Annotated in this window: 17 protein-coding genes; 8 read left to right on the forward strand and 9 right to left on the reverse strand. The window is 69.5% G+C overall.

Annotated elements, in window-relative coordinates; genetic code table 11:
- Positions 1–141 precede the first annotated feature (141 nt).
- From ACQP2E_RS12445 to ACQP2E_RS12455, 3 genes are all read right to left on the reverse strand, one after another.
- Positions 142–2,052: a GMC family oxidoreductase N-terminal domain-containing protein gene (locus tag ACQP2E_RS12445; protein WP_433831035.1), complete on the reverse strand. Its 1,911-nt coding sequence runs from the start codon at positions 2,050–2,052 to the stop codon at positions 142–144.
- Positions 2,053–2,149: 97 nt separating this feature from the next.
- The gene (locus ACQP2E_RS12450) at positions 2,150–4,006 is read right to left on the reverse strand and encodes a CDP-glycerol glycerophosphotransferase family protein (RefSeq protein WP_433831037.1); all 1,857 of its coding nucleotides are present in this window, start codon (positions 4,004–4,006) and stop codon (positions 2,150–2,152) included.
- Positions 4,003–5,406, reverse strand: coding sequence for an SDR family NAD(P)-dependent oxidoreductase (locus ACQP2E_RS12455; RefSeq protein WP_433831039.1), 1,404 nt, complete (start codon positions 5,404–5,406; stop codon positions 4,003–4,005). Before ACQP2E_RS12455 ends, ACQP2E_RS12450 begins: the two co-directional genes overlap by 4 nt.
- Before the next feature lie 185 nt (positions 5,407–5,591).
- Between ACQP2E_RS12455 and ACQP2E_RS12460 the strand changes: the two genes are divergently transcribed.
- On the forward strand, positions 5,592–7,484 hold the full coding sequence (locus ACQP2E_RS12460) for a glycosyltransferase family 2 protein (protein ID WP_433831041.1): 1,893 nt from the start codon (positions 5,592–5,594) through the stop codon (positions 7,482–7,484).
- Positions 7,485–7,526: 42 nt separating this feature from the next.
- On the opposite strand, the gene ACQP2E_RS12465 is transcribed toward ACQP2E_RS12460, so the two are convergent.
- The 5 genes from ACQP2E_RS12465 to ACQP2E_RS12485 form a co-directional block, all read right to left on the reverse strand.
- On the reverse strand, positions 7,527–8,048 hold the full coding sequence (locus tag ACQP2E_RS12465) for a phospholipase (RefSeq protein WP_433831043.1): 522 nt from the start codon (positions 8,046–8,048) through the stop codon (positions 7,527–7,529).
- A 159-nt stretch (positions 8,049–8,207) separates the two neighbouring features.
- On the reverse strand, positions 8,208–9,404 hold the full coding sequence (locus ACQP2E_RS12470; RefSeq protein WP_433831045.1) for a hypothetical protein: 1,197 nt from the start codon (positions 9,402–9,404) through the stop codon (positions 8,208–8,210).
- Positions 9,405–9,528: 124 nt separating this feature from the next.
- Complete coding sequence (locus ACQP2E_RS12475) at positions 9,529–11,211, reverse strand: AMP-binding protein (protein ID WP_433831047.1); 1,683 nt, start codon at positions 11,209–11,211, stop codon at positions 9,529–9,531.
- Positions 11,212–11,235: 24 nt separating this feature from the next.
- Complete coding sequence (locus ACQP2E_RS12480; protein ID WP_433831049.1) at positions 11,236–12,003, reverse strand: enoyl-CoA hydratase/isomerase family protein; 768 nt, start codon at positions 12,001–12,003, stop codon at positions 11,236–11,238.
- Positions 12,004–12,043: 40 nt separating this feature from the next.
- A complete protein-coding gene (locus ACQP2E_RS12485; RefSeq protein WP_433831051.1) occupies positions 12,044–13,660 on the reverse strand; it encodes an ABC transporter ATP-binding protein/permease in 1,617 nt (538 codons plus the stop codon).
- 67 nt (positions 13,661–13,727) lie between these two features.
- Here ACQP2E_RS12485 and ACQP2E_RS12490 point away from each other — a divergent pair, with 67 nt between their 5' ends.
- On the forward strand, positions 13,728–14,651 hold the full coding sequence (locus tag ACQP2E_RS12490; RefSeq protein ID WP_433831053.1) for a sensor histidine kinase: 924 nt from the start codon (positions 13,728–13,730) through the stop codon (positions 14,649–14,651).
- Complete coding sequence (locus tag ACQP2E_RS12495) at positions 14,648–15,250, forward strand: response regulator transcription factor (RefSeq protein WP_433831055.1); 603 nt, start codon at positions 14,648–14,650, stop codon at positions 15,248–15,250. The genes ACQP2E_RS12490 and ACQP2E_RS12495 overlap by 4 nt, the downstream gene beginning before the upstream one ends.
- A gap of 37 nt (positions 15,251–15,287) precedes the next feature.
- Here ACQP2E_RS12495 and ACQP2E_RS12500 read toward each other — a convergent pair whose 3' ends face one another.
- On the reverse strand, positions 15,288–16,199 hold the full coding sequence (locus ACQP2E_RS12500; protein WP_433831057.1) for an NADP-dependent oxidoreductase: 912 nt from the start codon (positions 16,197–16,199) through the stop codon (positions 15,288–15,290).
- 99 nt (positions 16,200–16,298) lie between these two features.
- Between ACQP2E_RS12500 and ACQP2E_RS12505 the strand changes: the two genes are divergently transcribed.
- The 5 genes from ACQP2E_RS12505 to ACQP2E_RS12525 all read left to right on the forward strand — a co-directional run bounded on the left by ACQP2E_RS12505 (position 16,299) and on the right by ACQP2E_RS12525 (position 22,702).
- On the forward strand, positions 16,299–19,370 hold the full coding sequence (locus ACQP2E_RS12505; protein WP_433833906.1) for a WD40 repeat domain-containing serine/threonine-protein kinase: 3,072 nt from the start codon (positions 16,299–16,301) through the stop codon (positions 19,368–19,370).
- Positions 19,371–19,498: 128 nt separating this feature from the next.
- Entirely contained in the window at positions 19,499–20,383 is an 885-nt protein-coding gene (locus ACQP2E_RS12510; protein ID WP_433831059.1) for an ATP-binding cassette domain-containing protein, read from the forward strand.
- Entirely contained in the window at positions 20,380–20,919 is a 540-nt protein-coding gene (locus ACQP2E_RS12515; RefSeq protein WP_433831061.1) for a hypothetical protein, read from the forward strand. The genes ACQP2E_RS12510 and ACQP2E_RS12515 overlap by 4 nt, the downstream gene beginning before the upstream one ends.
- A gap of 3 nt (positions 20,920–20,922) precedes the next feature.
- Positions 20,923–22,059, forward strand: a complete 1,137-nt coding sequence (locus ACQP2E_RS12520; protein ID WP_433831063.1) for a histidine kinase — start codon at positions 20,923–20,925, stop codon at positions 22,057–22,059.
- Positions 22,052–22,702, forward strand: coding sequence for a response regulator (locus tag ACQP2E_RS12525; protein WP_433831066.1), 651 nt, complete (start codon positions 22,052–22,054; stop codon positions 22,700–22,702). The genes ACQP2E_RS12520 and ACQP2E_RS12525 overlap by 8 nt, the downstream gene beginning before the upstream one ends.
- Positions 22,703–22,738 lie beyond the last annotated feature (36 nt).

Below are 22,738 nucleotides of genomic sequence, written 5' to 3' on the forward strand. Positions count from 1 at the left end.
CGGGGCAGAGCGGGGCGGGGCAGAGCGGGGCGGGGCAGAGCGGGGCGGGGCAGAGCGGGGCAGAGCTGGGCATAGCGGGGCGGGCGGGGAGGTGGCCCTGAGGGGTTGGCTGGAGGATCTTGGGTGGAGGATCTTGGGTGGTTATGCGTACCCGATGAAGGTTGCTGTGCGGGAGGCCAGGGCCATGATGGAGATCATCGGGTTGGTGCCGGAGGCGGTGGGGAACGCGGATGCGTCGCCGATCCAGACGCCGGGGGTGTCGTGGAGTTCGCCGTGCGGGTTGGCGACGCTGGTGGCGGGGTCGGTGCCCATGCGGCAGCTGCCCATCTGATGGGCGGAGAAGATCGTCGCGCCGCCGGCTCCCAGGTGCAGTTGCTGGGCCCGGGCGATGTAATTGTCCAGGCTGTCGCCGGTTTGCCACGCCGGTAAGCCGTGGGCCAGCACCTGGATGCGGCCGGCGCCGGCGGCGTGGTGCAGGCGGATCTCGGCTTCGAGGGCGCGCTGCGTGTTGCGGACGTCCAGTTCGTCGGTCAGTTCATAGAATGCCGCGGCATTTCCGGACTCATCGAGGCTTATCCGGCCGTGTCCCCGGTCTCGGATCAGGCCGATGAACGAACCCGTGTCACGGAAGTCGGACATCGTCTGCTTGTGCTCGGCCGGCGTCGTGAACGGGACCGCCGAAGCGCCCAGCGCGGGTGCGTACTGAATGCTCTCCATGAGGAAGCCGTGACCGTTTTCGATCGCGGCGAACTCGTCGATCAGCGCGGCCTGCGGTGCGCCCCACCAGCCGCGCATGTCGGTGCCGTAGTCACCCATCGTCACCGTGCACGGGTGCAGGCGCAGGTATTGCCCCACGGCCGGGCCGCCGATGCCGGAGCGCAGCAGCACGCCGGGGGATTCGAGGGCGCCGGCCGCGAGCACTACGATCGGCGCGCGGACGGTGACCCGATGGGCACCGACTTTTCCGGCAGCGCCGGCTGCCCGGCCGCCGGTGACCAGGATCTTCTCCACCTGGCAGCCGTCCACGACCCGGGCGTGGTGATCCAGGACCGCCGGCTCCAGGTAGACCTTGAGCGAGGACTGCTTCGCCCCGGAGACGTCGCCGAAACCGAGGTGGCCGGCGATCGCCGCGTCGTGGCGTTTCTCGTCCCAGTTCCGGTTCACCGTCCTGAAGGACCAGCCGAGCTTCTCCGATCCGCGCCGCATCGCCTCGTGGATGCGGTTGAACTCGGAGCAGCGGTCGTTCACCGAGAGTTCCCGCCACACCGCGTCCAGGTGCCGATCAAATTCGGGCGTTGCCACGTCGGTGAGGCCGTGGTCGGCCCACTGCCGGCGTACGTCGTCGCGGGTGCGGATGCAGTTCGTCCAGTTGATCACCGTGCCGCCGCCGAGGCCCGCGCCCGCCATCAGCGTGATGTTGCCGTCGACGGTCGGCGTCGGGCCGCCACGCCAGTAGGAGCCCTGGTAAGCGGCGATCTCGTGCTGATCGAAGTCGGACTCGGTGCGGTATCGGCCGGCTTCCAGCACGACCACGTCGGCACCACCGGCGGCGAGCCGCCCGGCGATCAGGCCACCGCCCGCGCCGGATCCGATGACCACGACGTCGGCTTCCAGATCGAGGTCGCCGGTGACGCGCAGCGGTGTGAGCTTCCGGTCGTCGGCGGGCGGCTCAGCAGCGACCGGGCCCGGATATCCGAACCTGGTCCAGAACGGATTGTGACCGCTCTCGTCGGAGATCCCGTAGCTCACCAGCAGGGTCAGGCTGGTCAGCGCACCGATGCCGGCGGCGGCTTCCGGAGAGGCCTGCCGCACGGCGGCGAGCACCGCCTCGGGCGCGTCGTGGAACCCGTTGGCGGCGAGCGCGTCGAGCAACATGCCGAGGCCGGCCTGCTGCTCGGCCGGCAGCGCCGTGATCATGGCGAGCACAGCGTGATCGGCGCCGACGTCGGACGCGCGGCGCGCCCAGAATCCGTCGGTGTCGCCGGGGCGGTCGAGAGATGGGACGACGGTGTCGCAGAGTAGGTGAAGGGTTCGAATCTGTTCAGGGGTCACGATGCTGGCCTCCTGCTTCGGCGAAGAAAGCTCGAGAGGTCAATATAAAATATATCCATTGTCATGTGTGACCGCCGTCACGATCAACATGGCGAGGTCAGGAAGCGAGAACCGGAAGACCCGCCGGGTACGGCTTGGCGATCACCGCATCCACCGCGTCGTTGAACCGGTCCATCGGCGCCGGCGTCCCCGGCCCGAGCAGGTAATGCCGCAGGCGCTCCCGGCGCTCGGCCATCGGGTCGTCCGGCACCGGCTGCCGCAACGCCCGCACCAGCCCGGCCAGCCCAGCGGCGTCCGACCCGAGCAGGTACGCCCCACCGGCCACCGTCTGCGCGGCCCGGAACTCGTCCTCGTCCTGATCACGCACATTGGTGACGACGTACGGCTTCCCGCTGGCCACGAAGTCGGAGACGACAGCGGAGATGTCGGCGATCATCAGGTCCGCCTGGTTGAAACAGGAGTAGAGGTCGGGTCGTGGCCCGGTGACCGTCCGATGTGCCGACCCCTCCCAGCTGAGGCGTTGCCACTCGCGCTCGGCCTCGATCAGCCGGGCGTGCCGCTCCGGAGAGGGTGTGCCGTGGTCCCGGGTCGCCTGGGCGTCATCGGGGGATTCCGGCCCGGCCAGCTCGGCGATGAGCCGGTCCAGCTCGGTGAGGCGTTCCGAAGCATGGCCGGAGTCGCCCAATAGATCGATGATCTTCTGATTGACCCGCTTGGTCACCGGGTCCTGATATCCGGTCAGCGGGTGCGGCTTGTAGATGATCCGGATGTCCGGCGAGAGCGCCAGCAGAGTCTTCACGATGGTCAGCCCCATGACCGGCACCGAGCTGACCGCCAGGTCGGTGCTCCAGCCCTCCCAGGTCGGCGCATAGAGCACCGTGAACACCCGCCGATCCGTGCGAGCCGGCTCCACCGCCGCGAGCTGGGGCCGGCCCACCTCCACGATCGACGAGTCGGCCACTGCCGAGCCGGCCCGGCTGTACCGGTCGCGGCCCGCCCGCCCGGCCACCCAGACCTCGTCGTAGACCCGGCTGAACGGGTTCGTGCTGGCGACCTTGTCACTGTCGCCGTGCCCGACGAAGACGTGCCGGACCCCGTTCGTACGCAGCATCTGGATGTTGTTGCCGGTATTGCCGACGTACAGAACGGCTTTGAGATCCGGCAGGTCGAGGTCCATGACGTCGGGGCCACGCGGCACGCAGATGATCGGCAGAGTGGTCGGGGCGATCCGGGTGAGATGCTTGCGCTCACGGACCAGGATCGCCGCCCGGTGCCGCAGCCCGGCCAGCACCCCCAGCCACGAGTCCACCTGGTACGTGGTGCCGCTGGCCTCGCTGAGGCTGAAGTAGAGCAGCACCTCCGGCCGGTACTCCCGCAGCTGGGTGAGCGCCGCGGCCTGCAGCGCCTCCTTGTCGGCGAGCACCAGGTTCCGGTGATGGTGGATCGCAGCGGCGCCGAGCACGGTGAGCACGCACATCGTCGAGACGACGAGACCGGCGGTCGCGGCGCCGGTGCTGATCGCCGCGCCCACGGCGACCGGCAGGGCCAGGTGCAGCAGCCAGGCGGGTGCCCGGCCGGTCAGCCAGCTCGGCGGGGCGTCCGGGATGCCCAGCCCTGAGAGGTCCAGGTTGCGGGTCGGGTGGGGCAGTTGGCGCAGCTCGTGGATCCGGCGCAATTCGACGTTGATGAGGGCGCGTAGCGCGTACAGAAGAATGAGGCCGAAAGAGAGCGCGCTGTGCGCGACCATCGTCAGGATCGCGCCGTCCCGGATGAGCGAGCGGGTGACCCCGCTGAGCTGGGCGCGGCGCATCAGGCCGGCGAGGGCGGTGCGTTTGATACCCCAGCGTTCGACGATCACGACGGCTGCCAGGGCGATCAGGAACAGCGCCGGGCTGGGCAGGAGCGCGCCGGCATACAGGGCCAGCAGCGAGAGTACGTAGATAGCGAGGATCACGAGGCCCGCCGGACGTCCACGATGTGACCGGTCCAGTCGGAGATCATGACGTCGACCGAGGTGCCGGCGACCTCCTCGGCGGTGAGCATCGACGCGGCGGGCTCGTCGCCGAACGCCTGCCGCCGCATCGGGGTTCCGGTGCGTTCCGGGTTGATGCAGTTGACCCGGATGCCGCGTTCCGACCACTCGTCGGCGAGGGCCTGGGTCAGGTTGACCGTGGCCGCCTTCGTCGAGGAGTAGAGGCTGTAACCGGCCCGGCCCCGGGTGTACGAGCTGGAGGTGTAGAGCAGCAGGGCGCCCCGGGTCTCGGCGAGGTAGTCCGCGGCGGCCCGGGCGATGTAGACCGGCGCCAGGTAGTTGACCCGCAGGGCCTCTTCGATGTCGGTGTCCTCGGCGTCGGCCAGCTTGCCGATCCGCAGCACGCCTGCGGTGTTGACGACGTAGTCGATCCGGCCGGTCCGCACGTGTGCCTGCCGCAGCGCGTCGGCCACCTGGTCCGGGTTCTCCACATGGGTTCCGGTGGTCGAGCGGCTGAACGGCAGCACGGTGGCGCCGGCCGCGGCGGCCAGGTCGCCGGTGGCCTTGCCGATGCCGTAACTGCCGCCGAAGACGACGACGGTCTTGCCGGTGAGCAGCCTGGCCCGGTCGGCCGCCGAGGTCTCCAGGACCCGGGGGTTGGAGTTGAGCTGGAAGAGCTTGTCGGCGAGGTGGATGTCGATCGGGTGTGTGATCTTCAGGTTGTTCTCGTCGCCGGGTACCACGTAGATCGGCACATCCGGCAGGTAGCGCCGGACCACACCGCAGTCGTCGGTGGCGGTGAACGCCGGGTCGGCCGCCGCCAGCTCGTACGCCTTGCGCAGGATCGAGAGGTGGAAGCCCTGTGGCGTCTGCCCGCGGCGTAACCGGCTCCGCTGCGGGATGTCGGTGATGATCTCCTCGCCGTCGATCTCGTCCACCGCGATGATCGTGTCGGCCGACGGGGTCGCCACGTCGATGGCCTCGTACCGGTCGAGGGCACGCACGCTGTCGGCGATGATCCGCTGCGAGACCAGTGGGCGTACCGCGTCGTGAATGATCATTTTGCATTCGGTCCCGTGCATCGCCGCGATGGCCCGCTGGGTCGTCTCGCTGCGTGTCCGGCCGCCGGCGATCACGCCGAGCACCTTGGTGAACCCGCCCCGCGCCACGATCGCCTCGACCTCGGCCACATGGTCCGGGGTCATCAGCACCAGCACGCTGTCGATGACGGGGGACTGCTCGAACGTGGCCAGGGTGTGCTCGATCACCGGCCGACCGGCGATCTTGACGAGTTGTTTGGGCATCTGAAGCCCGAGTCGCTCACCGACACCGCCGGCGAGAACGATGGCGACGGCCGGCAACACACTCGATTTATTGTTCATCCGGGCCTTCTGCAGAGAGCGGGAAACCGTTGATGCCGGGCGACGTTAACAGCAGGGAAAGCGGAGTTCAACATTTTATTCATCTGTCAATGAACTAGCCGGAACCTATGCTTTTGAATTGCCTGTCAGGTGCCAGTGGATATCCTGTGAAGCGAAAACAATGATTTCCCGTTAATGTGTCGCCGATGAAGGTCAGCGTGGTCATTCCGGTCTACAACCCGGGCCCCTATGTCGAGGACTGCATCAATTCACTCGTCAACCAGAGCCTGCCGGCCGACGAGTACGAGATCTGCTTCGTCGACGACGGCTCGACCGACGAGACGCCCGCGCGGCTCGACAAGCTGGCGGGGGAGCACGCCAACGTCACGGTGATCCACCAGGAGCCGTCCGGCTGGTCCGGCCGCCCGCGCAACGTCGGCATCGAGGCCACGACCGGCGAATACATCATGTTCGTCGACAACGACGACTACCTCGGGTCCGAGGCTCTGGAGCGGATGTACGCGTACGGCGTAGCCCACCGGGCCGACGTGATCGTCGGCAAGATGGCGGGCAAGGGCCGGCCGGTGCCGCTGGAACTCTTCCGGGAGAACCGGCCGAACGCCTCGGTGCGTAACGCGCCGCTGATCGACAGTCTCACCCCGCACAAGATGGTGCGGCGCGAGTTCCTGAACCGGATCGGGCTGCGTTTCCGCGAGGGCCGGCGCCGGTTGGAGGACCACGTCTTCGTCGCTGAGGCGTACCTGCGTGCCGAGAACGTCGCGGTGCTCAGCGATTACGTTTGCTACTACCATGTGAAACGCGATGACGCGTCGAACGCCGGTTTCCGGCCGATCGAGCCGGTCGGCTATTTCGGCAATCTGCGCGAAGCCCTCGACGTGGTCGAGAAATACACCGAACCCGGCCCGTTGCGGGACGGTCTTTTCCGCCGCTGGCTGCGCAACGAGATCGTGGAACGGCTGCGCGGGCGCCGGCTGCTGGCGATGGACCAGGAGTACCGCCAGGAGATGTTCCGCGAGATGCGCGCGGTCACCGAGCGGTTCGGCCCGGGCGTCGCCGCCGGCCTCTCGCCGATGCAGCGGGTTGTCGCCGGGCTGCTGACCGAGGGCCGGCTCACCGACCTGGAGAAACTGGCCGCCTGGGAGTCAACCGTCACGCCCAGCGGTGACCTGCGCAAACTCGTCTGGAAGGACGGCGTCCTGCAGCTCGCCTTCACCGTCGAGTACACCGGCGTCACGGCCCTGCGCGACGGCACCCTCCAGCTGCCGATCTCCACGAGCCAGTTGCCGATCCCGGAGAGCGTTCCCGCTCGCTTCGAGGCATCCAAGGTCGACCTCGTCATCCGCGAGCGCGCCACCGCCGCCGAGTTCTACCAGCCGGTCACGTTCGACCGGGAGCAGGTTCCCGCAGCGGACCCCGCGACGGTCCGGCTCCGCCTGCGTGCTGCGGCTTCCATCAGCCCGGGTACGGCGAACGCCGGCGCCCGCATCGGCGACGGCATCTGGGACGTCTACATCCGGTACGCGCTCGGCGGCTGGAACAAGGAGACCCGCCTGGGCGCGCTGCGCGGACCCGATGCCGACGCCGGCCGGCGGCTCGGGGTCATCGGCGGGCGAACCGTCCTGCCGTACTGGACGGACCCGCACCAGAACCTGTCGCTCGACGTGCGGGAGAGCACCAACCGGCTGCGGTACGACCTGCTCCCGGTACGCCCCGAGCAGGTGACCGTCTCGGGGAACCGGCTCGCCGTGTCGCTTCCGGTGCACGTCGACGCCGTCACCACCGGGCGGATCCGGCTGACCAGGGCGAAGACCCACGAGGTCGAGGTCGACGCGGTGCTCAGGCCCGCGCCCGGTGGCGGCGTTCTGGAGGCCACGCTCACCAGGCTGCCGGCGGGCCGGTACCGGATCGCGGTCGGTCTGGGCGCCGTCCACCGGACGCCCACCGACCTGCGGCTGGCCCTGGTCGTCGGCGAGCGTGGCGCGGTGGCGGTGCGATCAGCCGAGGACACGTCCCGGCCGGCTCGTCACGTGCCCGTGGTGCGGCGGGTGCTCCGCACGATCAGGGGAGCCCTCCGATGAGACCGGCGGGCTCCCCTCTCCGGAAATCCGGCACCTGGAAGATCAGGCCAGCGCGTCGGCCTTGATGTCAGCGGCCTTCTGCAGATCCGCCGAGTCGACCGCCGCGAGCGAGCCGAACAGCGACACCGCCTGGTAGTACGTCCACGCCAGGCTGGTGCAGGCCGGGCGGACCACCGAGTTGTACGTGGCGCACTTGCGCTTCAGGTCCTCGTAGAACGCCGAGTCAACCCGGCTCTTGTTCGCCGGGAACGTGCCGATCGCCTTGTAGTTGCGGTACCCGAAGTCGTGCCGGTGACAGGCGAGCTTGAAGTCGAATCCGAGGGGGTTGTCCGGGCTGGACGAGCAGTAATCGGTGCTCCAGTCGAATCCGTACGCGGACCAGGAACCCTGGTTCTGCCGGGCGGAATTCCAGCTGTTGTAGCTGCTCGCGCTGGTCTGAGTGAACGATGCGAGGACGGCGGCCTTCTGGGCGGCGGTCACGGCGTACGCCGGGGCGGCCAGGCCGAACACGCTGAGTACGGCGGCCAGGACGACGGCTAGGGGGATGCGGACACGAGAGCTCATGCGGGGCTCCTGTCGGACGGCCCGCCGGTGGAGGCAGGCCCAGGTGGCCGGCAAGTTACTTGCCGGTCACCTTGAACGAGCCCTAAGTCTCGGTGGTCCTCCTGGCCGACAGGACATCGGCACATGACGATTTGTTGATCGGCGCGGAAACGGGCGGACCTACCCGGTGCGGCCGATGATCGTCGCGCCGTACACGTTGCTGCCGGTGCCGAAATGTGGTTGGTACGTCGGCACCAGAGTTTTGGTGAAGTACCCGTAGATGCAGCCACTCAAGACGTCGCAGAGCGCTTTGGTGACGGCGTCGAACAGATTGCCGGTCACGATGCTCGTCACGCTGCCCAGAAGGCCGCCGAGCAGGCCGGAGAAGCCGGTGATCTGCAGCGGCGCGAACCCGATGATGTGGTACTTCGGGGCGACGCTGAGCAACGTCTGCTCGATCTTGTCGAAGATCGGCACGAGGACCGGCTGCTTCGAGGCGATCAGGGCCTGCAGACGTGCCCCGCAGCGGTTGGTGCCGCCTACCGTGAGCCCGCCGAGCACGAACGACCGAGGTTCGTCGCCGACCTTGAGGTCGAGCTCGCAGTTGGCGTCCGGCATCGTCGGGTTGAGGATGTCCGGGCCCTGCAGCCAGATGTACCCGCGCGGCACGGTCAGATTGACAGGTGTGGTGCAGGACGGCAGCGGCATGCCGAGCACGGCGGCCGGCAGGGCAGCGGCGATCGGGCTGTCGCCGCCGGTGCCGACGCTGGGCAGGCCGAGCATGGGCAGCAGGCCGATCGAGTTGAGCACCGAGCCGAGCGGCCCGTAAAACGTCGTCCCGTTGCCGGTCATCCGCTTCCAGTCGCAGAGCGAGACGCCCAGAGCCAGCACTTTCTTGATCGCCGGAGGCCCCCACGCCACCCGGGCACACGCGCCCACCGACTTGCCGGTGAACTGGCCGCCGGTCGCCGCCTTGGCGAACGCCGGAGGCAGGAACGTCGTGCCGGAGGCGGTCACGGTGGTGGTGCGCACCTCCACCCAGGTGCCCACGGTCTCGCCGGCCGCTGGTGCCGGTACTGCCGGGCAACTCTTCGCGGTCTTCCACGCGGGGCAACTCGCATCGAAGCTGAAGCAGATCTGCGCGTCGGCGGCGTCGTCCTTCGCGTTCTTCCTGGCGTAGGTGACCGCCACCGGATCCTGCAGGGCGTGGGTGCATTTGGCGGGGTCGGCCACGCAGTTCAGAGCGATCTTCATGGAGGCCGCGTCGGCGCCGCTGATCAGCTGCTCGCGCTCCTGCCAGGCGAGCCCGACGTCGATCACGATGGCGGCCATCCCGATGATCACCGCGTTGCTGAGGAACAGCGCGACGATGATCATGATGGCGCCGTGCTCAGAGTCGCGCGCCGCCTGTCGCTTGCGGTGCCAGCGACGTAACCGCCCGAACAATGTCGAACCCCCGTTTACCCGACCAGGAGTCAGATTAACGAGAAATATTCGTAAATCAGGCGTCTTCCCGGAACTCCTGACCGGTCTGGCCGGCCTTGGCGTCTGCCTCTGTGCCGGCCTTTGCACGGGCCTCTTCGCGGGCTCGCAGCTCCACCCGCCGGATCTTCCCGGAGATGGTCTTCGGAAGGTCGGTGAACTCGATCCGCCGGATCCGTTTGTACGGCGCCAGGTTCTCCCGGCAGTGCGCCAGGATCGCCCGGGCCGTCTCCGCCGTCGGCGCCCAGCCGTCAGCGAGCACCACGTACGCCTTCGGCACGGCCAGCCGCACCGGGTCGGGCGCCGGCACCACCGCGGCCTCGGCCACCGCCTCGTGCTCGATCAGCACACTCTCCAGCTCGAACGGTGAGATCCGGTAGTCGGATGCCTTGAACACGTCGTCGGCACGCCCCACATAGGTGATGTAGCCGTCCGCGTCCCGGGATCCGATGTCGCCGGTGTGGTAGTAACCGCCGGCCATCGCCTCGGCGTTGCGCTCCGGGTCGCCGTGATAACCGACCATCAGACCGAGCGGGCGGTGCGTCAGATCGAGGCAGATCTCCCCGTCGCCGTTGACCGGGTTCAGCAGGACCACCGTGTAACCCGGTGTCGGCCGGCCCATCGAACCCGGTTTCACCTGCTGACCGGGCGTGTTGGCGATCTGCACTGTCGTCTCGGTCTGGCCGAACCCGTCCCGGATCGTCACACCCCAGGCCCGCTGCACCTGGTCGATGACCTCCGGGTTGAGCGGCTCACCGGCGCCGACCACGATCTCCGGTGGGTTCTTCAACTGGGTCAGGTCGGCCTGCACCAGCATCCGCCACACCGTCGGCGGCGCGCAGAAACTGGTGACACCGCACCGGTCCATCTGCGCCAGCAGCGCGGACGCGTCGAAGCGCCGATAGTTGTAGATGAACACGCAGGCCAGAGCGTTCCACGGCGCGAAGACATTGCTCCACGCGTGTTTCGCCCAGCCCGGCGACGAGATGTTGAGGTGCACGTCGCCGGGGCGCAGCCCGATCCAGTACATGGTCGACAGGTGCCCGACCGGGTACGACGCGTGGGTGTGCTCGACGAGTTTCGGCAGTGCCGTGGTGCCCGAGGTGAAGTAGAGAAGGAGCGAGTCGCTCGCCCGGGTCGCACCGTCGGGTTCGAAGGCGGCGTCCGCCGCGTAGGCCTCGCTGAACGCATGCCAGCCGTCCACCGGCGAACCCACCGCGATCCGGGTGTAATCGCCGTCGATCGCCGCGAACTTCCCGGTGTCGTTCGCGCCGATGATGACGTGCGCCGCGTGGCCCCGGTCCAGGCGGTCGCGCAGGTCGGCCGGGCCGAGCAGCGGCGTCGCCGGGATCACCACGGCGCCCAGCTTCATCGCGGCGAGCAGGCACTCCCAGAGCTCCACCTGGTTGCCGAGCATCAGGATCACCCGGTCGCCGCGCCGCACCCCGCGCTGCCCCAGCCAGTTCGCCACCCGGCTGGACCGCTCGGACAGCTCGGCGAACGTGAACCGCTGCTCCGATCCGTCCTCCTCGACGATCCAGAGCGCGGTCCGCGGCCCGGCCTCACCGGCCGCCTCGGCGTCGAACCAGTCGATCGCCCAGTTGAACGTCTCCTGGTCCGGCCACCGGAAGTCCCGGTAAGCGGTGTCGTAATCCTCGCGGTGGGCGAGAAGGAACTCACGGGCCTGCCGGAACGTGCTCATCGTTTCACCTTATTCCGGCGAGCTTCATTCCCCGGTGAAGACCGGCGTGCGGCGCTCCAGACTCGCTCGGATCCCCTCGGCGCTGTCCTTGGTCGCCCAGTGCACCTTCTGCTCGGCCAGCTCGTGATCGAGGGCGTCGCGCACCCGGGCCGCCAGGTCGCCACGCAGCGTCGAACGGATCGAGCGCACCGCCAGCGGCGCGGCTCCGGCGATCTGCAGGGCCAGCTCCATGGCGGTTTCGCGTACCCGTCCCGGCTCGGCCAGGCGATCGGCGAGCCGCAGGCGAACCGCTTCCTCGCCCCCGATCCTGCGTCCGGTCAGCAGCATGTCGGTGGCGGCCTGCTTCCCGACGATCTCCGGCAGCGTCACGCTGATCCCGAAACCCTGGTGAAACCCGAGGTTCGCGAAATTCGCCACGAACCGGCTGGACGCCTCGGCGACCCGGAAATCAGCGGCGCACGCCAGCCCGAGACCACCGCCCACCGCCGTGCCCTGCACGGCCGCGATCAGTGGGGTACGGAGATCGAACAGCTGAGCGGCCCGCCGATAGAGCCGTTCCGCAGCCGCCACATGGTCCGCGGCGAAGTCACCACTGCCGAAGTCCGCACCACCACAGAAGTGCTTACCCTGCGACGCCAGAATGATCGCCCGAGTCTCCCGGTCGTCATCGAACGCCCGCGCGGCCTCCACGATCTGACCGATCAACGCCTCGTCGAAGTGATTGGCGGGCGGGCGCCGGATCTCAAGGACAGCAACACCATCACCGACAGTAACCGAAAGGTCTGAGCTCACGCTTGATCGTAACGGTCGGGGAGCCGCGACCTGTCGCTGCTCAGCGGCGCGGTTCCCAGCGGAACATCCGGATGGCCAGCGCGACCGCCACCACGACCCAGCTCAGCGTGGGGGCCAGCAACAGCAGCGACTCGGACACCGCGGCGCCGCCGTTCCAGGCGTTCAGCACCAGCTCGGTCGCCGATCCGCCGGGCAGCAGGCGCTTCAGCAGGGTGAGTTCCTCGGTGCCGCTCAGGCCCACCCAGCTCGACACCGCGATCACGCCGAGGCTGATCGGCAGCGTGGTGACCTGGGCGTGTTCCGGTGAGTTCGTCAAACCGGCCGTGGCCAGACCCAGGCCGACCATCATGGCGACCGTCGCGAGGACCGCTACGACCAGCAGGAACACGTTCGACGGTCCGCCCGCGACAGTTGCCAGTACGGTCAGCACGACGGTCAGCTGGACGACGGCCAGCAGGGTGACCGGCAGCAGCAGGCCGGCGAGGATGCCGCTGTCGGAGGCGGCCGTGGAGCGCAGGCGTTTCAGGAAGAGGTTCTGGCGCCGGGCCGCGAGGGTGGTCACCGCCGTGGTGTACAGCCCGAACGCGCCGACCGTGAACATCACGACGGCGGCGATGTAACCGAGGCTGCCGAGCGTCGCGAACGCGTCGTGCCGATAGACGAAGAAGCCGCTGACCACGGCCGGCATGATCAGGCTGGTGACCAGCAGGAGCCGGTTGCGGAAGAGTTGGATCAGTTCGGTACGGGCAATGGCGATCATGGTCAGCTCCCAGCGAAAGTACGGTCGATGGCACGGAACACGTCGTCGAGCCGGGTCGGACCGGCTGACAGGCCGCTGAGCTCGACACCGTGGTCGTGCGCCCAGCCGAGCAGCTGGAACATGTCCTTCTGCAGGTCGAACGTCTCGATGTGCAGCGACCCGTCGTGATTTATGACGGTCAGCGGAACCGCCGGCGCATCCGGAGGCAGCGAGAACCGGATCACCGCGGGCAGCGTCCGGGTCAGCTCGGCGACAGTGCCCTCCCGGTGGAAGACGCCCCTGGTGCATCAGACCGATCCGGTCGGCGCGCTCCTGCGCCTCCTCCAGGTAGTGCGTGGTCAGCACGACCGTCGAGCCGTTCTCCCGGAGCCGGTCCACCGACTCCCACAGGGCGTCGCGGGACTGGATGTCCAGGCCGGTCGTCGGCTCGTCCAGGAAGATCAGCTCCGGGGTGCCGTAAACGGCCGTGGCGAAGTCCAGCCGCCGCTTCTCGCCTCCGGAGAGCTGGCCGACCAGGGTGCCGGCCTTGCGGGTGAGCCCGACAACGTCCAGCACCCGGTCGGCGTCGTCGGTACGCCGGGTCAGGCTGCCGATGAGGCGCACCGACTCACGGACGGTCAGGTCGGGGGAGAAGCCGCTTTCCTGCAGCATGATGCCCATCCGGGGCCGGACGGCGCGGCGGTCTCCGGGACTGGTGCCGAATACGCGTACCCTCCCTGAAGTGGCCTGGCGGTGGCCCTCGATGGTCTCCAAGGTCGAGGTTTTTCCCGCGCCGTTCGTGCCCAGCAGGGCGTAAAGCTCGCCGCGCCGCACCTGGAACGACAGGTCCTTGACCGCGTGGAAGTCGCCGTAACGGACGTTCAATTGTTCGACTTCGATGACTGGCGTGGTGGTCATGCCACCACCTTCACGCAGGTGGGCGGCTTTCGATCAGTGCTGCCGTGTCACCGGGATCGTGTCGGGGATGATCGCGGCGCTTGTCGCCTTCGAGCGCTGGACCGCCAACGACCTCGGCCGCGTGTTCTGGCCCTGCCTGGTCGTCGCGATCATCGTGTGGCCGCTTTCGATCGTGCTGACCGACAGCGGCAACGGGTACTGGGGCATCTGCGTCGTCGGCTCCCTCGGCATTCCCCGGCTGCGCCGCCATTCGCGCGCGGTGATCGCCGGGTTGCTCATCTACATCGCGGCGGTGGGCGGCCTGGCTTCCGGCGACTTGATCAAATACCTGGTGATCCCGGTTGGGATCACGGCGGTCGCCATCGGCTCCTCGTTCCTGGGCGAACGGTTCTACGCCGTCGTCGAGGAACTCGAACAGTCCAAGGCCCGCGAGGCCGAACTCGCCGTCATCCGCGAGCGCGTCCGCTTCGCCGGCGACCTGCACGACATCCAGGGACACACGCTGCACGTCGTGAAACTGAAGACCACCCTCGCGCAGAAGCTCGTACACAGCGATCCGGCGCGCGCCGAGGAAGAGCTCCGCGAGATCCACGCTCTGGTCAGCGAGACCATCACACAGACCAAGGAGCTTGCGTACGCCCAGCGCAGGCTCAATCTCAACGCCGAGCTGGAGAACGCGAAGAACCTGTTCGAAGCGGCCGGCATCCGGGTCCGGATCAGCCGCGACGGCGACCCCGGCCGTGGGGAGTTGTTCGGTCAGGTCCTGCGCGAGACGACCACGAACATCCTGCGCCACGCCCAGGCCACTCGGGTACGGATAACCCTGAGCGCCCAGGGCATCAGCATCGTCAACGACGGCGCGGCCGGGGACACCGTACCCGAGCTGAGCGGCCTCTCCGCGCTGCGTCAGAAGGTCGCAGGCGACGGCGGCGAGCTGCTGGTGTCGGTCTCCGGCGGCGAGTTCACCACGGCGGCGAGGTTCGACCGGTGACCACCATCGTGCTCGCCGACGACGAGGCCCTGCTCCGTAAGGCGCTGGCCGCGCTGCTCCCGCTGGAGGGCGACATCACCGTGCTGGCCGAGGCCTCCGACGGCTCCTCGGCGATCGACGCGACGCTGCGTCATCGGCCGGACGTCCTGGTCATCGACCTGGAGATGCCCGGCGTCGACGGCCTCGGCGCGGTCGCCGAGATCCGTCGCGCGGTCCCCGGCCAGGTGATCCTGATGCTGACCCGGCACGCCCGGCCGGGGGTCCTGCGCAAGGCGCTGAAGCTCGGCGTCCAGGGCTTCGTCACCAAGTCCGCCGAGCCGTCTCACATCGCGGACGTGGTCGCGAAACTGCACGAGGGCCGGCGCTGGATCGACCCGGACGTCTCCGCCCTCGCCGTCATCGACGACTGCCCGCTCACCGACCGCGAACTGGACGTCCTGCGGGTGGCCAGCGACGGCTATTCCGTAGCGGACATCGCCGCCCGCCTGCACCTGGCACCGGGAACCGTCCGGAACTACCTCTCCAACGCCATGCAGAAAACACAGACCCAGACCAGGCACGACGCCGCCCGGTACGCCCGCGAACACGACTGGCTGTGACTCAGGCTGTTACCCGCCGGGTGGCGTCATCGTTGGCTCACCCCACCGTCAGCACGAGCTTTCCCCGCAGCCCACCGGCCAGCACCCGCCGGTGGGCGTCGGCCGCTTCGGTCAACGGCATCGTGAGCGCCACGCGCGTACGCAGCTGCCCGGCCGCCACCTGTCCCATCAGGCCGGCCAACAGCTCGCGGTCGTGCCGGATGAGTTGCAGTTCCTGGCGGACACCACGTGCTGGAACGAGGGGAGGCGTGGGCCGGGTCGCCACCACGACGCCCTCGTCCTCGACGGCAGCGGCCGCGGCCTCGCCGATGGGGATCGCGTCGAACACCGCTCCCACCGGCCCTGCCGTGGCCAGATCGACGGATCGGGAGATCACCTCCTGAGCGCCGAGTCCACGTACCCATTGCTCATCGTCGTGGCTTGCCTGGGCCACGACACGCAAGCCGGCCCGGAGGGCGAGCTGGGTGGCGAAGCCGCCGACGCCACCGCTGGAACCGGTGACCAGAATGCTGCCGGCCGGCGGCACCAGTGACAGCCCCTGGTGTGCGGTTTGGGCGTTGAGCGGCACCGTGGCCGCGGACACGAAGTCGAGCCCGGCCGGCAGCGGCACCAACCAGTCTGTGTCGGCGGCGACGAATTCGGCATAGCCACCGGGCGCGCCGCGGGTCGAATACCACGGAATCATCCCGACGACACGATCACCAGGATCGAAATCCGTCGTTCCGGGACCGGCCGAGACCACCTCCCCGGCGATGTCCCACCCGGGTGAGAACGGTGGCTGAACCGGCCCACCAGGAATTTTTCCGGTGGTGGCGGCGAGGTCAGCCGGGTGCACACAGACCGCGCGGATCCGGACCACCACCTGACCAGGCGCAGCCTCCGGCTCGGGCAACTCCGTCACCTGCAACACCTCAGGACCGCCGAGCGCGGCCGCGACGACTCCCAGCATCAGTCCACTCTAGACCGCCGTGCGTGCTCTATATTCTGCTTCTACATTCCGCCGGACGATCCGCAACGGCCGAGTTCGATGGGTGGCAGCGCTGTGACCATGACGCCGCTGCGTCCCGGTGATCCTGCTCGACTCGGGCAGTACGAGTTGGCCGGCCGGATCGGCGCCGGTGGCATGGGGACCGTCTTCCTCGGCACCGGCCCGGACGGGCAGCGGGTGGCGGTCAAGGCCATCCGCCCCGAGTGGTCGGCCGACCCCGACTTCCTGGCGCGTTTCCGCAGCGAGGTGAAGCGGGTGCGGGAGGTTCCGCCGTTCTGCACGGCCGCGGTTCTGGACGCCGACGTCGAACACGATCCGCCCTATCTGGTCGTCGAGTTCGTCGACGGGCCGAGCCTGGCCGCCGTCGTCCGCGAGCGGGGACCCCTCAGCCCTTCCGAGGTGTACGGGGTAGCCGTCGGCGTGGCCACCGCGCTCGTCGCCATCCACGGATCCGGAGTAGTGCACCGCGATCTGAAGCCGGCGAACGTCCTGCTCGCCGTCGGCCTGCCGAAAGTGATCGACTTCGGGATCGCCCGCGGCGCCGAACTCAGCGCCGAGCTGACCGGTCCTGATCAGGTGATGGGCACTGTCGGCTACGTCGCCCCGGAAAGCTTGGACGGCTCCCGGAAAGCCGGACCGGCCGCCGACGTCTTCGCCTGGGGTGTGCTCATCGGCTACGCGGCGACCGGCCGCACCCCGTTCCACGGTGATTCTCCGATGGCGACGATCGGCCGGATGCTCACCCAGCCGCCTGATCTGCGCGGCATCCCGGACTCGCTGCGCGACCTGGTCGCCACCACCCTGGAGAAGGATCCGGCGGGCCGGCCCACCGCCCGGGAACTGCTCGACTCGCTGCTCAGCATGGGCACCGCCGACGTGTCCTCGAACGTCACCCCGGAACTGCGGGAGGCTGCCCTCGCAGCCCGCGCCCGCTCCCGGCTGCGCCGATGGCCGAGAAGGGTGCTGACCGCGGCCGTTGTGGCCGTGCTGCTGGGCGGGGCCGGGTTCGCCGCGGTGCAGGCGCGCGCCGAGGCTGATCGCGCCTCCGGCCAGGCGGAGCAGCGGGAACGGGCGCTCGTGCAGCAGGATCTGCTCGCCCGGTCGGCGGCTGCGCTGACCGCTGATCCGGGGCTGGCGTCGCGGCTGGCAGTCAGCGCCTACGGGATGGACCGGTCGGCGCCCGCCGGTGCGGCGGTGATGGCGGCCCTGGCGACCGGGTACACCGGGGAACTGACCACCGACTCGGCGGTACTCAGCGCCGCGTTCCGGCCGGATGGCAAAGCGATCGCGATCGGTGGGGAGAGCACGGCCGAATTGTGGGCGGCGGCGGGGGCGGGTTTCACCCGTACCATCGCTTTGGCTTCTGATTTGGGAAACGTGAACGAGCTGGCCTTCAGTCCGGACGGCCGCACCCTTGCCGTCGCCGCCGACCGGCTCACCTTGTGGAACGTCGCCGACCCGTCCGCACCACGCCTGCTCACCACCCGCGGCCGCGGGCCGGCCGTCACCGATGTGCGGTTCAGCTCCGACGGACGGCGGCTCTTCACCCTCGCGGCCCGAGCCACCCTCTGGGACATCAGGGATCGGAGCCGGCCCCGGGTGCTCTGGAACAGCTCCACCACCGCGATCCCGACCGTGATGAGCGGCGACGGCACCCTGCTCGCCGGCTCCGGTGACGACGGGCGGGTGACGCTCTGGCGCACCTCCGGCACCCGGATCGCCACCGGCATCTCGACCGGCATCCCGGTCGCCCTCAGCGCGAACGGCCGGGTTCTGGCAGTACAGGACGACGAGAAGGCGATCCACTTCTACGACCTGACCGAGCCGGCCGAACCGCAGCGCCGCGGCACCATCGCGGTCTCCGGAGATCGGCTGTCCACGGCCGAATTCGATCCCCGGGGTACGGCCATCGCACTCGGCCGGACCGACGGCACGGTCGAGGTGTGGAACATCGCCGACCCGGACTTCCCGGTACAGACGAAGGTGATGACCCGGACCGGCGGGTGGATCACCTCGATCGATTTCAGCCCGGACGGCGCCCGGATCCTGACGCCGGGACCGCGCCTGACCAACACGGCAATGCTGTGGCAGATCGACGGCTTCGCGCCACGACGCCGGGCCACCCTCAAAGGCAGCACCATGATCCCGTCACGGACCGTCTCAGTGTCGGCCGAGGACGTGGTCGCCGCCGGATCAGCCGAGCACCTCGACTACTGGGATGTCATCGACGCCGGAAACCCCCGGTCGGCCGGGACCGCGAAACTCGTGCCGGCGGCCGGCGCACCACTGATGAGCAGCACCTACGCGGTCCACGGCACGACTTTCTATTACACCAGCGGCAGCCTGTACTCGCTGACCGGCACCAGCACGCGCAACGTCTTTCCGGACCTCGACGCGGGTTCTGTGCTCGACCTCGAACCGGTCCGCGGGCTGGTCGCGGTCCTGGCCGGTGGACCGCAACAGCAGATCCGGATCCACCGGCTGACCGGCGGGCGGACACCGTCGCTGGTCGCCACCATCCCGGCTGCGAACGTGTTCACCGCCCGGTTCGGCCTCGCCGGCGGCACCCTGGCCGTCGCGGACAGCGCCGGGCAGCAGAGTGGCACCAGCAACGTCACCGCCTGGGACATCGTCGACCTCGCGGCGCCGACGAAGATCGGGACGTTCGCGGTGAACAGCGTCGGACCCGCGGCACTCGTCGCGGGAGCCGCGTTCACGGTGACGGTCGGTCAGGATCTGACCGTCTGGAACAACCGGGACGGCAAGGACCGGACCGTCCGGACCGCCCGGCGCGCCGATTTCGGCCGGCCCGACTCGCTCGCCCTGTCCGCCGACGGGTCACTGCTCGCGGTCACCTCGGGAGGTTCCACCGAGATCTGGAGCGTCGGCTTCGCCAGCGATCCGGTGCTGCTCGCGGTGGTGGGCGGGCGGACCACCGGATCGGCGTTCAGCTCCCGGCAGCCGTACCTCGTCACCGCCGACCCGGCCGGGGTGGCACTCTGGGATCTGGTGCCGATCCGGGCGGTGCTACGGGACCCGCTGCCCGCGGCCTGCGCACAGACGAGTGGTCTCACAGCGGCGGAATGGGCGGCGTACGCACCCGGCCTGGAGTTCGAGCGCCCCTGCGCATGATCCTCTCCGGCGACGTGCGTGATGATCGGTATGGGGTTGAACGTGTCCGAGCGTGGTACCGCGGTACCGCGCCGGATGAGCACCGTGGTCGGATGGCGGGCTGCCCGGCCGTCCGTAACGTCGGCCCGGTGATCGAAGTTCATGACCTGACCAGGAGGTACGGCGGCGTCACGGCAGTACGGAACGTGTCGTTCCGCCTGGAACCCGGTGCCCTGCACGGGATCGTCGGCCCGGCCGGCGCCGGCAAGTCCACGACGCTGCGCCTGATGGTCGGGCTGGACCGGGCCACGTCCGGCCGGTGCCTGTTCGACGGCCGCTCCTACCGCGATCTGGCGTACCCGCTGCGGGAGGTCGGCGTCCTGCTCGCCCCGCCGCCGGCTCATCCCGGCCGCACCGGCCGCGACCACCTGCGGATCCTTGCCCGGACCCACGGGATCCCGGACCGCCGCACCGACGAGGTCCTGGAGATGACCGGGCTGGCCGACGTCGCGCGGCTGCGGGCCGGCGGCTATTCCGCTGCCCTGCGGCAGGGGCTCGGCGTGGCCGGCGCGCTGCTGGGTGACCCGCCGGCCCTGCTGCTCGACGATCCGGCGGCCGACCTGGACCCGGACGGTGTCGCCTGGCTGCGCGCCCTGCTGCGCACGCTCGCCCGTGAGGGCCGCACCGTCCTGGTCACCGGACGCTTGACCGGGGAGTTGGCCCGCGACATCGACCGGCTGATCATTCTCGGGCGAGGCCGGGTGCTCGCCGACGATCTGGCGGCCGAGGTGATCTCGCGGAACACGGTCCCGGCGGTGCGGGTCCGCCCGGACCGCCCGGACGACCTGGAGAAGCTGCTGCGCGGGCACGGTGCAGCCGTCGCCATGCGCCCGGACGGCCGCCTGGAGATCACCGGGCTGACCTCGGCCGACATCGCCGGGCTGGCCGTCCGCGCCGGGATCCTGCTGGTCGAGAACACCCCGGTGCACGCCTGTCTCGAGGACGTCTACCTGGCTCTGGCTCGCGGCCGATGATCCGCCTTGTCGCTGCCGAGTGGCTGAAACTCCGTACCCTGAAATCGTTCTGGATCTGCGCGGGAACCGCGCTGGTCCTCACCCCCGCGGCCGCGGCGCTGTCCGGGCGCCTCGCCGCCGCGGTCCTCCAGGCGGTGATCATCGTGGTGGCGGCCATCGTGCCCGGTTCGGAGTACGCCACCGGGACGATCCGGACGACGTTGCTGGCCACTCCCCGTCGGATCGCCGTGATGACCGCGAAGGCCCTGGTGGTGACCGTGGTCGCGGTGGTGCTCGGAGCGGTGTGCCTGATGCTGGCATACGCCGTCGTGACACCGGCCGATGTGCGCTACGGCACAGTCGTGGGCCGGTCGGCCGTCGATATCGGATACTGCGTGCTCGTGGCGCTGTTCGCGTTCGCCGTCACGCTCGCCGTCAAGCACACGGCGTCCGGTGTCAGCCTCGCCCTCAGCGCCGTCCTGCTGGTCAGATTGGTGCTGATGGTGGTGAGCGTGATGTTCGGGGCCGACACGTCGACGGCTCTCGGGAACCTCTGACCTGTGGAGCCCGACACCGGGATCCGGGTCTTCTGGGCCAACCATCCCCACCTGGCCACCGTCATCGTCGTCGTGATCAGCCTCGCGGCCGGCCTCGACTTCGACATGCTGACCGGAGACATGACCCGCGGCAGCTGGTGGGCGGTGGCCGTCAACACGGTGATCTCGCTGGCGCTGATCTGGCGGCGGTCGTGGCCGTGGGCGGTGCTGGCGGTGACCGTGACCGGCGACGCCCTGTCCGGCGAGACCCAGCTGATCGCGTTCGCCGTGGCGATGTATTCGCTGGTCGTGCACCGCTCGTTGCAGGCCGCGACGATCGGCGCGGTGCTCTCGGTGGCCGTGCTCGGGGTGGTCACCTTCCAGCACGAAGGCCGCGACGGGCTCGGCCCCCTCATCGGCCTCTACGGTCTCGCGGTGGTTCTCCCGGTGCTGGTCGGCGCGACCGTCGCCACCCGCCGCCAGCACGTGCGGTCGCTGGAGGACCGGGCCGCCCGGCTGGCCCGCGAGAAGGAACAAGAGGGCCGGCTGGCCGCGGCCCGCGAGCGCGTGCGGATCGCCCACGACATGCACGACATCGTCGCCCACAACCTGACCATCATGGTACGGCTCGCCGACGGTGCGACCGCGGTCGCCGACACCGACCCGGAGCGTTCCCGCAAAGCCGTGCAGCGGGTCGCCGCCCTGGGCCGTGAGGCGATGACCGACATGCGCCGGCTGCTCGGCGTGCTGCGCGACGACAGCCCGGACACCCCCGGTGACCTGGAGAGCCTGATCGAGACGTTCCGGATCGCCGGTCTGCCGGTGACCCTGCGCCGCCACGGGCCGGATCCGGCCTCACCGGGTCTGCAGCGGGTGGTGTTCCGGGTCGTGCAGGAGTCGCTGACGAACGCGCTGCGCTACGCCGACCGGCCCACCGACATCCTGGTCGACCTGGACTACGGCGACGACCTGATCCGGATCATGGTCGCCGACGACGGCCGGGGCACCACGCCGGCCCCGTCGGTCGGCAGCGAGCAGGGCCTGAACGCGATGCGCGAACGAGTCGCCATGTACGGCGGCACCGTCGAGGCCGGCCGTCAGGTGGTCGGGTGGACCGTACGAGTAACCCTGCCCCATCCCGCAGAAGGCGCCGATGTCTGAGATAACCCTGCTGCTCGTGGACGACCAGGAACTGCTGCGTGAGGGCATGGCCATGGTCCTCGGCGCGACACCCGGCCTGCGTATCGTCGGTGAGGCCGGCGACGGCCGGGCCGGTGCCCTGCTGGCCCGGGACCGCCGCCCCGACGTGGTGCTGATGGACGTCCGGATGCCGATCATGGACGGGATCGAGGCGACGCGGGACATCGTCGCCAACTGTCCCGGCACCCGGGTCCTCATCCTGACCACGTTCGACCTCGACGAGTACGCGTTCACCGGCCTGCGCGCCGGGGCCAGCGGCTTCCTGCTCAAGGACGCACCCTCAGCCGACCTGATCAACGCGGTCCGCACCGTCGCGGCCGGCGCGGCGGTGGTCTCGCCCCGGATCACCCGCGCCCTGCTCGACCACTACCAGGGCGGGCGGGCCCCCGACCCGGTGGGCGCGAACCTGCTGGAGGAGCTGACCACCCGGGAACGCGAGGTGCTGGTCGCGATCGGCCGTGGACTGTCCAACCCGGAGATCGCCGGGGAGTTGTTCCTGTCCGAGTCGACAGTGAAGACCCATGTCGGCCGGGTGCTGGCCAAACTCGGGGCCCGTGACCGGGTGCACGCGGTGATCTGGGCGCACACGAACGGGCTCGTCTGAGTCGAGCGGTACCGCGGTACCACACGGGAAGAGCAC

The sequence above is a fragment of the Actinoplanes sp. CA-015351 genome (assembly GCF_050955685.1).
Lineage (GTDB): Bacteria > Actinomycetota > Actinomycetes > Mycobacteriales > Micromonosporaceae > Actinoplanes.